10 protein-coding genes are annotated in these 11,984 nt (G+C 72.2%); 5 read left to right on the forward strand and 5 right to left on the reverse strand.

Annotated features, from left to right (window positions below; genetic code table 11):
* Entirely contained in the window at positions 1-1,617 is a 1,617-nt protein-coding gene (locus BIV23_RS40265) for a carboxyl transferase domain-containing protein (protein ID WP_071385961.1), read from the reverse strand.
* Positions 1,618-1,724: 107 nt separating this feature from the next.
* Between BIV23_RS40265 and BIV23_RS40270 the strand changes: the two genes are divergently transcribed.
* From BIV23_RS40270 to BIV23_RS40285, 4 genes are all read left to right on the forward strand, one after another.
* Positions 1,725-2,324, forward strand: coding sequence for an SACE_7040 family transcriptional regulator (locus BIV23_RS40270; protein WP_071385962.1), 600 nt, complete (start codon positions 1,725-1,727; stop codon positions 2,322-2,324).
* Between the two features lie 133 nt (positions 2,325-2,457).
* Complete coding sequence (locus BIV23_RS40275; RefSeq protein WP_071385963.1) at positions 2,458-3,615, forward strand: acyl-CoA dehydrogenase family protein; 1,158 nt, start codon at positions 2,458-2,460, stop codon at positions 3,613-3,615.
* Positions 3,616-3,661: 46 nt separating this feature from the next.
* Complete coding sequence (gene tesB / locus BIV23_RS40280; protein WP_071385964.1) at positions 3,662-4,531, forward strand: acyl-CoA thioesterase II; 870 nt, start codon at positions 3,662-3,664, stop codon at positions 4,529-4,531.
* Positions 4,532-4,792: 261 nt separating this feature from the next.
* Entirely contained in the window at positions 4,793-5,095 is a 303-nt protein-coding gene (locus tag BIV23_RS40285; RefSeq protein WP_071385965.1) for a hypothetical protein, read from the forward strand.
* 83 nt (positions 5,096-5,178) lie between these two features.
* Here BIV23_RS40285 and BIV23_RS40290 read toward each other — a convergent pair whose 3' ends face one another.
* The 4 genes from BIV23_RS40290 to BIV23_RS40305 form a co-directional block, all read right to left on the reverse strand.
* Positions 5,179-5,964 (reverse strand): phosphatase, encoded by a 786-nt coding sequence (locus BIV23_RS40290; protein ID WP_071385966.1) that lies wholly within the window; start codon positions 5,962-5,964, stop codon positions 5,179-5,181.
* A gap of 81 nt (positions 5,965-6,045) precedes the next feature.
* Positions 6,046-7,731 (reverse strand): thiamine pyrophosphate-binding protein, encoded by a 1,686-nt coding sequence (locus BIV23_RS40295; protein WP_071385967.1) that lies wholly within the window; start codon positions 7,729-7,731, stop codon positions 6,046-6,048.
* Positions 7,732-7,754: 23 nt separating this feature from the next.
* Positions 7,755-8,723 (reverse strand): agmatinase, encoded by a 969-nt coding sequence (speB, locus tag BIV23_RS40300; protein WP_071385968.1) that lies wholly within the window; start codon positions 8,721-8,723, stop codon positions 7,755-7,757.
* A gap of 63 nt (positions 8,724-8,786) precedes the next feature.
* Complete coding sequence (locus tag BIV23_RS40305; RefSeq protein WP_071385969.1) at positions 8,787-10,250, reverse strand: sodium:solute symporter family protein; 1,464 nt, start codon at positions 10,248-10,250, stop codon at positions 8,787-8,789.
* 193 nt (positions 10,251-10,443) lie between these two features.
* Here BIV23_RS40305 and BIV23_RS40310 point away from each other — a divergent pair, with 193 nt between their 5' ends.
* A complete protein-coding gene (locus BIV23_RS40310; RefSeq protein ID WP_177240214.1) occupies positions 10,444-11,934 on the forward strand; it encodes a PucR family transcriptional regulator in 1,491 nt (496 codons plus the stop codon).
* The last annotated feature ends 50 nt before the right edge of the window (positions 11,935-11,984 follow it).

An 11,984-nucleotide genomic window follows, 5' to 3' on the forward strand; every position in this document is an offset into this window, starting at 1 on the left:
TCACATCCGGAAGACGCCGAACTGGGGGTCACCCAGGGGCGCGTTGGCACAGGCGGTCAGCGCGAGACCGAGCACCTGACGGGTCTCCAGCGGGTCGATCACGCCGTCGTCCCAGAGGCGGGCGGTGGCGTAGTAGGCGTTGCCCTGGCGCTCGTACTGCGCGCGGATCGGCGCCTTGAAGGCGTCCTCGTCCTCGGCGGGCCACTGCTCGCCGCGCGCCTCCAGCTGGTCGCGCTTGACGGTCGCGAGGACGGACGCGGCCTGCTCGCCGCCCATGACGGAGATCTTGGCGTTCGGCCACATCCACAGGAAGCGGGGGGAGTAGGCCCGGCCGCACATCGAGTAGTTGCCCGCGCCGTACGAACCGCCGACCACCACCGTCAGCTTCGGCACGCGCGTGCAGGCCACCGCCGTCACCATCTTGGCGCCGTGCTTGGCGATACCGCCCGCCTCGTAGTCCTTGCCGACCATGAACCCCGAGATGTTCTGGAGGAACACCAGGGGGATACCGCGCTGGTCGCACAGCTCGATGAAGTGGGCGCCCTTCTGCGCGGACTCGGAGAAGAGGATGCCGTTGTTGGCGACGATCCCGACCGGGTGGCCGTGGACGCGCGCGAAGCCGGTGACGAGCGTCTGCCCGAACTCGCTCTTGAACTCGGCGAACCGGGAGCCGTCCGTGACGCGCGCGATGATCTCGCGTACGTCGTAGGGGGTACGGGAGTCGACCGGGACCGCGCCGTACAGCCCGTAGGGGTCGGCCTTGGGCTCGACGACCGGGGCGACGTCCCAGGGCAGAGAGCGCCGGGCGGGCAGTGTGGCGACGATGTTCCGCACGATCCTGAGCGCGTGTGCGTCGTCCTCGGCGAGGTGGTCGGTGACGCCCGAGATCCGGGAGTGGACCTCGCCGCCGCCCAGCTCCTCGGCCGTGACGACCTCGCCGGTCGCGGCCTTCACCAGCGGCGGGCCGCCGAGGAAGATCGTTCCCTGGCCGCGGACGATCACCGCCTCGTCGCTCATCGCGGGGACGTACGCCCCGCCCGCCGTGCAGGACCCGAGGACGGCCGCGATCTGCGGGATACCGGCCCCGGACATCCGCGCCTGGTTGTAGAAGATCCGCCCGAAGTGCTCGCGGTCCGGGAAGACCTCGTCCTGCATCGGGAGGAAGGCGCCGCCGGAGTCCACGAGGTAGACGCACGGCAGCCGGTTGTCGAGGGCCACCTCCTGGGCGCGCAGGTGCTTCTTCACGGTCATCGGGTAGTACGTGCCGCCCTTGACCGTGGCGTCGTTGGCGACGATCACGCACTCGCGCCCGCTGACCCGCCCGATCCCGGCGATCACGCCGGCGGCCGGGGCCGCGCCCTCGTACATCCCCTCGGCCGCGAGGGGGGCCAGCTCCAGGAACGGCGAGCCCGCGTCGAGCAGCGTGTCCACCCGGTCCCTGGGCAGCAGCTTGCCGCGCGCGGTGTGCCGGGCGCGGGCCTTCTCGCCGCCGCCGAGCGCCGCCGCGGCGAGCTTGCCGCGCAGCTCCTCGACGAGCGCGAGATGGGCTTGTTCATTGGCCCGCCAGGCCTCCGACGCGGGATCTGCCGCGCTCCGGAGCTCCGGTGCCTCCTGCATCCTGCGGTCCCCTCACCGGTGATCGAATCCGTGGATCACGTGTTAATGAGCGTTAACCATTTCCTCCAGGTTAACGACCGCTAACCTCGCTGTCTAGAATTACGTGCATGGTCACCAGAACCGACGCCCCCACCCGGCGCGAGCAGATCCTGAAGGAGGCCGCCCGGCTCTTCGCCGAGCGCGGTTTCCACGGCGTCGGGGTGGACGAGATAGGCGCCGCCGTCGGCATCAGCGGCCCCGGCCTGTACCGCCACTTCCCGGGCAAGGACGCGATGCTCGCCGAGCTGCTGGTGGGCATCAGCGGCCAGCTGCTGACGGGGGCCAGGCGGCGGCTGGCGGAGGCCGACGGCGCCACCGGCCCGCGGGCCGTCCTCGACTCGCTCATCGAGGGCCACATCGACTTCGCCCTGGACGACCGCCCGCTGATCACCCTGCACGACCGCGAGCTGGACCGGCTGCGCGACAGCGACCGCAAGCTGGTGCGCCAGCTCCAGCGGCAGTACGTCGAGCTGTGGGTGGAGGTGGTCCGCGAGGTGTACCCGGCGCTGACCGAGCCCGCCGCCCGCTCCGCCGTCCACTCGGTCTTCGGCCTGCTGAACTCCACCCCCCACCTCGGCCGCGCCGGCACCCTGCCCGGCCGCGGCACCACGGCCGCCCTGCTGCACCGGATGGCGTGCGGGGCGTTCGAGGCGGCGGGGGAGGGGTGAGCCGCGTGGCAGTGCGCCGCCGCGGGGCCCGTGTGTGGGCTGACTCACCCTGGACGACACACCGTACTGGCCGGTATCTTCGATCTGAGCAAGCGCTTAGACAGCCGATATGCCGAGGTACGTGGAGGTAACCGTGCGCCGTACGGTGTTCAACGAGGATCACGAGGCGTTCCGGGAGACCCTCCGCGCCTTCATCGAGGCCGAGGTCGTGCCGGTCTACGACGAGTGGTTCGCCGCGGGCCAGGCGCCGCGCGACTTCTACTACAAGCTCGCCGAGCTCGGTGTCTTCGGCATCCGCGTCGACGAGGAGTACGGCGGCGCCGGCATCGACTCGTACAAGTTCGAGGCCGTCCTGTACGAGGAGACCGCCCGCGCGGGTGTCTCCTTCGGCGGCTCCGGTGTGCACGTGCTGCTCGGCCTGCCCTACATCAAGCTGCTCGCCACCGACGAGCAGAAGAAGCGCTACCTGCCGAAGTTCGTCTCCGGCGAGGAGATGTGGGCCATCGCGATGACCGAGCCGGGCACCGGCTCCGACCTCGCGGGCATGAAGACCACCGCCAAGCTCAGCGAGGACGGCACGCACTACGTCCTCAACGGCGCCAAGACCTTCATCACCGGCGGTGTGCACGCCGACCGCATGATCGTCTGCGCCCGTACCTCCGCCCCGACCAAGGAGGACCGCCGGCACGGCATCTCCCTCTTCGTCGTGGACACGAAGGCGGAGGGGTACTCCGTCGGCCGCAAGCTCGACAAGCTGGGGCTGAAGACCTCGGACACCGCCGAGCTGGCCTTCGTCGACGTCAAGGTGCCCGTCGAGGACCTCCTCGGCGAGGAGAACAAGGGCTTCTACTACCTCGGCCACAACCTCGCCTCCGAGCGCTGGGGCATCGCCTTCGGCGCCTACGCGCAGGCCAAGGCGGCCGTCCGGTTCGCCAAGCAGTACGTCCAGGAGCGCGTCGTCTTCGGGCAGCCCGTCGCCGCCTTCCAGAACACCAAGTTCGAGCTGGCCGCCTGCCAGGCCGAGGTCGACGCCGCCGAGGCCGTCGCCGACCGCGCCACCGAGGCGCTGGACGCCGGCGAGCTGACCCCCGCCGAGGCCGCCTCCGCGAAGCTGTTCTGCACCGAGGTCGCCCACCGCGTGATCGACCGCTGCCTCCAGCTGCACGGCGGCTACGGCTTCATGAACGAGTACCCGATCGCCCGCCTGTACGCGGACAACCGCGTCAACCGCATCTACGGCGGCACCAGCGAGATCATGAAGTCCATCATCGCCAAGGACATGGGCCTGTAAGGGCCGTGAAACCAGGCGCCCATGAGTGGCCGGTACAACTGACGCCATGAGCCAGGCACTTCAGGACCTCCTCGATCTGCTCGACCTGGAGCAGATCGAGGAGGACATCTTCCGCGGCCAGTCCCGCTCCGCCGTCGTACCCCGCGTCTTCGGCGGGCAGGTCGCGGCGCAGGCGCTGGTCGCCGCCGGGCGGACGGTCCCCGCGGACCGGCCCGCCCACTCCCTCCACGCGTACTTCCTGCGCCCGGGCGACCCCGGCGCGCCGATCGTCTACACCGTGGACCGCATCCGCGACGGCCGCTCCTTCACCACGCGCCGCGTCGTCGCCGTCCAGCACGGCAAGCCGATCTTCCACCTCTCCGCCTCCTTCCAGGCGGACGAGGAGGGGCTCGACCACCAGACGCCGATGCCGCCCGCCCCGGACCCGGCGACCCTGCCCACCTCCCAGGAGCGGCTGCGCGGCTACGGCCACCTCGACCCGGCCGTCGTCGAGAAGTTCATCGAGGCCCGGGAAGCGGTCGACCTGCGCTACGCCGAGGAGCCGCCGTACGGCCAGTTCGGCGCACCGCGCGAGCCGCACTCCCAGGTGTGGTTCCGCACCAACGGCAAACTCGACGACGACCCGCTGCTCCATGTCGTCCTCGCCACCTACGTCTCCGACATGACCCTCCTCGACTCCGTGCTGCTCGCGCACGGGCGGGGCGGCTGGGCCGTCGGGGACGTCGTGGGCGCCTCCCTGGACCACGCGATGTGGTTCCACCGGCCCTTCCGCGCCGACGAGTGGCTGCTGTACGACCAGGAGTCGCCGTCCGCGCACGGCGGCCGGGGTCTCGGCCAGGCCCGGATCTACACGCAGGACGGGCAACTCGCCATCACCGTCATCCAGGAGGGCGTGGTCCGCGTCCCGCGTGCCTGATGCGTCCCGAGATGCCGGATGGCGGACGGGCCACTACGCTCATTCAGTGAAGCCGCAGTACACGGCGTGACCGACCGGACACGATTCGTGCAAGCGGAACGTGTGATGCCGGAGGTCACGGCCGTGTGGCCAACCTCTGCGGTGACACCTGAAGAGCGCGCCGTGCCTTCCCCCTCCGTGAGCGCGGCGCCCGACCATCCGACCCGTCCCTCTTCTCCCCTGGGAGGCGCGGCAGATGATGGAAACGAAAGGGTACAACCCATGCGAGCACAGCGCATCAAGCGTTATGTCGTGCTGTCCACCGCCGGCCTGATGCTGGCGGGCGGAGCCTCGATCGGCGCGGCCGGCACCGCTGCGGCGGCGCCCGAGGGCCACCGCGGCGGCCACCACCGGCACCACGAATGCGGCTGCGGCGGCGGCCACCACCGCCACGGCGGCCGTCACCACCGCGGACGCAACGGCGGCGACCGCGGACGCAACGGCGGCGGCGACAACGGCCGCGGCGGTGACAACGGCCGCGGTGGCGGCGACAACGGCCGCGGCGGCGGCGACAACGGCCGCTGACCACTGACACAGACAGCGCCTTCACTGTGCGGCTCCGCGCGCGAGGAGCCGCACAGTGCTGTTCGTCCGGTGCTGTCAGTCCGTCAGAAGCCTGATTCCGCCAGCAGATAGGCCGTCAGCGGGTCGTAGTGACGCGGGCTCAGCACATGGTCGTCCAGCGGTACGACGGCCTGGAGGGTGCCCTCGGACTCGGCGAGGAACAGCGCCGGGTCGTTGCAGTCGGCGTACCCGACGGAGTCGACACCGTACTGCCCGGCGTACCCGGCCCACCCGTGGTCGGCGACGACGAGATCGGGCAGCGGACGCCCCTCGCGCTCAAGTCCCGTCAGAATGGCCCGCATCGGCTCCCCGGAGTGGGTGTGCCACAGCGTCGCCCCGTGCTCCAGCACCGCCACGTCCGCGAACTGCATGACGTACCCCTCGTCCGTCTGCAGCCCGTCCGGGACGACCACGATCTCGCAGCCGGCGGCGCGCAGTGCGGCGGCCGTGGCCCGGTGCACGTCCAGCAGGCCGCCCGGGTGGCCGGTCGCGAACAGCACCCGCTGCCGCCCCTCGGCCGCCTTGCGCAGCCGCGCCCCCATCCGCTCCAGCCCGTCCACGGTCAACTCGGGGTCGATGGTGTCCTGTCCGTACCGGTACTCGGGGTCGTCGTTGACCCCCACCCGCTCGGCCATCACCGCGAGCACGTCCTGCTCGTCCGCCCAGCGCTCGCCCAGCTCCAGACCGAGCCAGTAGTGGCGGTCGCCGTTGGCCAGCTTGCGGTAGTGGGAGAGGTTGTTCTCGCGGGGCGTGGCGACGTCCCCCGCGATACGGGTCCTCACCAGGTGGTCGACGAGCTGTGCGCGGCTGGGTGTCCCGGATATCGGCATGCCTTCCATTGTGAGGCAGGGCGGGACGGGAGTCCCGGGCGCATCGGCCGCCCCGGCGTGAGCGAGGCGGCCGTACCCGGGCTAGGTCAGGTGCGTCGGCGCGAACATCCGCAGGAGCGCCGGGAGTACGACCACCGACGGGCCCGGGGCCGACAGGGCCTTGGCCAGGTCCTCCTCCAGGGTCTTTGCGGACGTCCGTACGGCCGGTACGCCGAAGGACTCCGCCAGGGCCGCGTAGTCCGGCCGGGTCAGTTCCGTCGCCGTCGCCTGGCCGAAGGTGTCCGTCATGTACTCGCGCAGGATGCCGTAGCCGCCGTCGTCCACGATCAGCCAGGTGACCGGCAGGTCGTACTGGCGGGCCGTGGCCAGTTCCGCGATCGAGTACAGGGCGCCGCCGTCGCCGGAGACCGCCAGGACCGGGCGGGACGGGTCGGCCGCCGCCGCGCCGAGGGCCGCGGGGAAGCCGTAGCCGAGGCCGCCGGCGCCCTGGGCCGAGTGCATCGTGTTGGGGCCCTGCGCGTCGAAGGCGGACCAGGCCCAGTACGCCAGGATCGTCATGTCCCAGAACGACGGGGAGTCGGCGGGCAGGGCGCTGCGGACGGCCGCCAGCACCTGCTGTTCCAGGGTGAGGTCCTGGGCCGCGATACGGGCGGCCACCCGGGCCAGCAGCTCCCGCACCCGCTGGGGCGCCGACGCGTCGCCGCGCTCCTGAACCGTCTCCAGCAGGGCCTGCAGGGCCAGGCGGGCGTCCGCGTGGATGCCGAGGGCCGGATGGTTGGACTCCAGCTTGCCGAGGTCCGCCTCGATCTGGATCACCCGGCCCCGGGGCCTGAACGTGTGGTAGTTCGAGGACAGTTCGCCGAGCCCCGAGCCCACGACCAGCAGGACGTCCGCGTCCTCCAGGAAGTCCGTCGTGTGCCGGTCCTCCAGCCAGGACTGGAGCGAGAGCGGGTGCTCCCAGGGGAAGGCGCCCTTGCCACCGAAGGTCGTCACGACCGGCGCGTCCAGCTTCTCGGCCAGCGCCCTCAGCTTGCCCGAGGCGTCCGCGCGCACGACCCCGCCGCCCGCGATGATCGCCGGGCGCCGCGCGTGCGACAGCAGGTCGGCCGCCACGGCCGTCAGCTCGGGGCGCGGGACCAGGTCGTCCGGCGTCGCGTCCATCGCCGTCACCACCGGGAGGGCGGTCGGCGACAGCAGGACGTCCTGCGGGATCTCCACCCACACCGGGCCGTGCGGAGCCGTCAGCGCCGACTTCCAGGCCGCCGCGATCGCGGACGGGATCTGGGACTGCGTACGGACCGTGTGGACGGACTTGACCACGCCCCGGAACGAGGCCGACTGGTCCGGGAGTTCGTGCAGATAGCCGTGGCGGCCGCCGCCCAGGCCCGCCGTCGGGATCTGGCTGCTGATCGCCAGGACGGGAGCCGAGGCCGCCGCCGCCTCCTGGAGCGCGGCGAGCGACGTCAGGGCGCCCGGGCCGGTCGAGAGCAGGAGCGGCGCGGCCTCGCCGGTGACACGGCCGTACGCGTCCGCCGCGAAGCCCGCGTTGTTCTCCACCCGCAGGCCCACGTAGCGCAGCGACGAGCGGCGCAGCGCGTCGAACATGCCGAGCGCGTGCTGGCCGGGCAGGCCGAAGACCGTCGTCGCGCCGAGCCCGGACAGGGTCTCCACGACCAGGTCTCCGCCGCCTCGCCCCGGGGGCGGGGCGAGGGCCGCGGTGATCTGCGCAGGCGTCGGGCGGAGTACCAGGTCGTGGTCGTGGGTCACTGCTCTCGGTCCCCTAAGGAGAATCAGGCGGTGCGGGCCGCCGCGATCTGGCGGCTCATGATGGTGGTCAGTTCGTAGGCCGTGTGGGAGGCCGCGACCGAGGTGATCTCGGCGTGGTCGTACGCCGGGGCCACCTCGACGACGTCCGCCGAGACCAGGTTGCACGACGCCAGGCCGCGCAGGATCTCCAGCAGCTCGCGCGAGGTCATGCCGCCCGCCTCCGGGGTGCCCGTGCCGGGGGCGTGGGCGGGGTCCAGGCAGTCGATGTCGATCGAGATGTACAGCGGGCGGTCGCCGATGCGCTGGCGCAGCTGGTCGGCGACCTCGTCGGCGCCGCGGCGGTAGACGTCGGCGGACGTGACGATGCCGAAGCCCATCTTCTCGTCGTCCGTGAGGTCCTGCTTGCCGTACAGCGGGCCGCGCGTACCGACGTGGGACAGTGCCGAGGTGTCGAGGATGCCCTCCTCCACCGCACGGCGGAACGGGGTGCCGTGCGTGTACTCGGCGCCGAAGTAGGTGTCCCAGGTGTCCAGGTGGGCGTCGAAGTGGAGCAGGGCCACCGGGCCGTGCTTCTTCGCCACCGACCGCAGCAGCGGCAGCGCGATGGTGTGGTCGCCGCCCAGCGTCATCAGGCGCGCGCCCGTGCCGAGGAGGTCGTCGGCCGCGGCCTCGACCGTCTCGACCGCCTCGTTGATGTTGAACGGGTTCACGGCGATGTCGCCGCCGTCCGCGACCTGGGCGAGCGCGAAGGGGGAGGCGTCCTGCGCCGGGTTGTACGGACGCAGCAGCCGGGACGCCTCGCGGATGGCGTTGCCGCCGAAGCGGGCGCCCGGCCGGTACGAGACGCCGGAGTCGAACGGCACGCCCACGACGGCGACGTCGGCGGTGCCGACCTCGTCCAGGCGGGGCAGCCGGGCGAAGGTCGCGGGACCGGCGTAGCGCGGGACGCGGGAGGAGTCGACGGGGCCGCGGGGCGTCTCGTTGCTGCTCATGGTGAAATGCCTTCTTTCCTGCGCTTCGTCGCGCATGCACTGCTTGTCATACGACATACGACTCTACTGGGGAGCCGGTACCGGTTCGGACGGGAGTTCGGGGCCGGGCCGTCCCGCGAGGCGCTCGCGCCAGACGGCGAGGACGGCCGCGTCGGTGGGCCTGGTCGCCAGGGACACGGCGACGTAGGCGGCGAGGGAGGCGAGCAGGCCGTAGTAGACGGGCTCGTTGGCGAGGATGCCGTACCCGGCCATCAGGCCGACGACCGCGAGGCCGCCGACGATCACCGAGGCCAGCGCGCCCTGCGCCGTGCCGCGCCTCCACAGCAGGCCGCCGAGGATGGGCACGAGCAGACCGGCGACGAGCAGGTTGTAGGCCACGGTCAGTGCCTCGACCACGTTGTTCAGCGCGATCGCCGTCCCGATCGCCGCCACGCCCATGATCAGGATGAAGGCGCGGTTGCCCCTGACCTCGTCGTGCTCCTCGGCGGAGGGCCGGACGGCGCCCTTCAGCCGCGACCAGATGTCGTTGTTGGCGACGGTCGCGCAGGCGATGAGCGCGCCGGAGGACGTGGACATCACGGCGGCGAGGGCGGCGGCGAGCACCAACCCCCGTACGCCGACGGGGAGTTCGTCCTTGACGATGGTCGCGAAGGCGTCGTCCGGGCTGCCCAGCTTCGGGTACAGCACCTTGGCGGCCGTACCGATCACCGCGCCGGCGAGGGCGTAGGCCAGACAGTAGGTGCCGGCGACCGTACCGCCCCACCGGGCGGTCGTGTCGCTGCGGGCGGTGAACACGCGCTGCCAGATGTCCTGGCCGATCAGCATGCCGAACGTGTAGATCAGGACGTAGGTGAAGATCGTCTCGCCGCCGATGCCCAGCGGGTCGAAGTACGAGGTCGGCAGCTTGGCCCTCATCGCGCCGAAGCCGCCCGCCTTGACGACCGCGATCGGCAGGAGGAGCAGGAGCACGCCGATCGTCTTGACGACGAACTGGACCATGTCCGTCAGGGTGATCGACCACATGCCGCCGAGCGTGGAGTACGCGACCACGATCGTGCCGCCGATGACGATCGCGAGCGTCCGGTTCATGTCGAAGAGGACGTCGAAGATCGTGGCGTAGGCGATCGTCGAGGTGACGGCCAGCATGAGGGTGTACGCCCACATGACGATGCCGGAGATCATGCCCGCCCGGCCGCCGTAGCGCAGGTCCAGCATCTCGGAGACGGTGTAGACCTTCAGGCGGGCGATGCGGGCGGAGAAGAAGACCGACAGCGCGAGCAGGCCGAGGCCGATGGTGAAGACCATCCAGGCGCCGGACAGGCCGTACCGGTAGCCCAGCCCCACCCCGCCGATGGTGGACGCGCCGCCGAGGACGATCGCCGCCATGGTGCCGGAGTACATGGCCGGCCCGAGCCGGCGCCCCGCCACCAGGAACTCGCTCTTCGACCTGGCGCGGCGCATGCCCCACCAGCCCATGGCCAGCATCCCGGCGAGATAGACGACGATCACTGTGTAGTCGACGGCCATGGGGCCCTCCTTCGCGCGCTGATCGGTGGCGTGTCGTGCAGATACATGGGGGGTGGTGTGCCGGCAGCGGATCGCGGGGACATCCGCCCGTACCCGCGGCTGCCGTGCTGACCTGACATTAGGTGGCCGGAAAGCGACTGCGAAGTGTACGTTTCATCCATACGAACGGGGTGGAGTGGAGGAAGCGCACACCATGCCGGATGCCCTCGCCCCAGCCGTCCCACCGACCCCACCGGTCCCGCTCTCCGCCCTGCTGGCCCGCGAGGACCTGGGCCTGCGGCAGATCGCGGGCCCGACGGATCCGCCGGTCGTGATCCACTGGGCGCACACCTCGGAGATGGCCGACCCGTACCCCTATCTGCTCGGCGGCGAGCTGCTGCTCACGGCCGGGGTGCAGATCCCGGAGGCGGCGGGCTCCGGCACCTATTTCGACGACTACGTCGCCCGGATCGTCGAGGCGGGCGGCGCGGCCCTCGGCTTCGGCCTGGCGCCGGTGCACGACACGGTCCCGCGCGCGCTGGTAGCCGCCTGCGACCGGTACGGCCTGCCGCTCCTGGAGGTCCCGCCCCGGACCACGTTCTCCGGCGTGGCGCGGGCGGTGTGGCAGCTGATGGCGCAGGCCAGGCTGGCCGAGCTGCGGCGCGTCACCGAGGCGCAGCAGAGCCTCGCCTCCGCCGCCGCCCGCCCCGACCCGGTCCCCTCCGTGCTGCGCCAGCTGGCCCGGCGCCTGACCGGCCACGCGGTGCTGTACGGCCCCGACGGCACGGAGACCGCCGCGGCGGGCCGGGAACCGGCGGCGGGGGTGCGCCGGGCCCTCGCCGCCCTGACGGAGGTCGTACGGCCGGACGCGACCGGGACCCCCGGCCCGGCCTCCGCGACGGACACCCTCGGCGACACGCACCTCGCCGCCTACGCGCTCGGGGCGGGCGAGGGGTTCGTCCTCGCCGTGGCGACCACGCGGCGCGAGTCCGGCGACCACACCATCGCCTCCGTGGCCTCCGTCCTGCTGTCCCTGCTGACCGGCGAGCACCAGAGCGGCGCCGGTGCCGCACGCTCGTCCGCCTTCGTCCGCCTGCTGCTCGGCGCGCGCCCGCAGGAGGTCGCGCCGCTGCTCGGGGAGGGGAGCTGGGCCGTCGTCCACGCCCGGCCGGAGGCCGGGCTCCCGGACGCCGTGGCCGCCTCGGCGCTCGGGGCGGCGCTGGGGTCGCCGCTGGTCGATCTCGCACACGACGTCGTACGGGTGCTGGTCCCGCTGCCGCTGTCGGGCGGGCAGGAGCCGCAGGCGCAGCCCGGCTGGACGCTCGGGGTGAGCGCCGCGGTGACGCCGGACGGGTGGCCGGACGCCGACACTCAGGCGGCCCGCGCCCTGGCCCGAGCCCGCGCCACCCGCACCCCGCTGGTCCGGCACGGGGCCCGGCCCGGCCTCGCGGATCTGCTGCCCCCCGCGGACGCCGAGTCCTACGCCCGTACCCTCCTCGCCCCCCTCGCCGACCACCCGGCCCTCACCGAGACCCTGCGCAACTGGCTCGCTCTGCACGGCAGTTGGGACCGCACCGCGGTCGCCCTGGACGTCCACCGCAACACGGTCCGCCAACGCATCACCCGCTGCGCCACCCTGCTGGACACCGACCTGGACGACCCGGACGTCCGCATGGAGCTGTGGTTCGCGCTGCGGAACGGCTAGCGACGACGCGGCGCGCCAAGGGGGCAAATCCCTTGGCGCGCCGCGGTGTT

It is taken from the genome of Streptomyces monashensis, from assembly GCF_001866665.1.
In the GTDB taxonomy this organism is placed as follows: Bacteria; Actinomycetota; Actinomycetes; order Streptomycetales; family Streptomycetaceae; genus Streptomyces; species Streptomyces monashensis.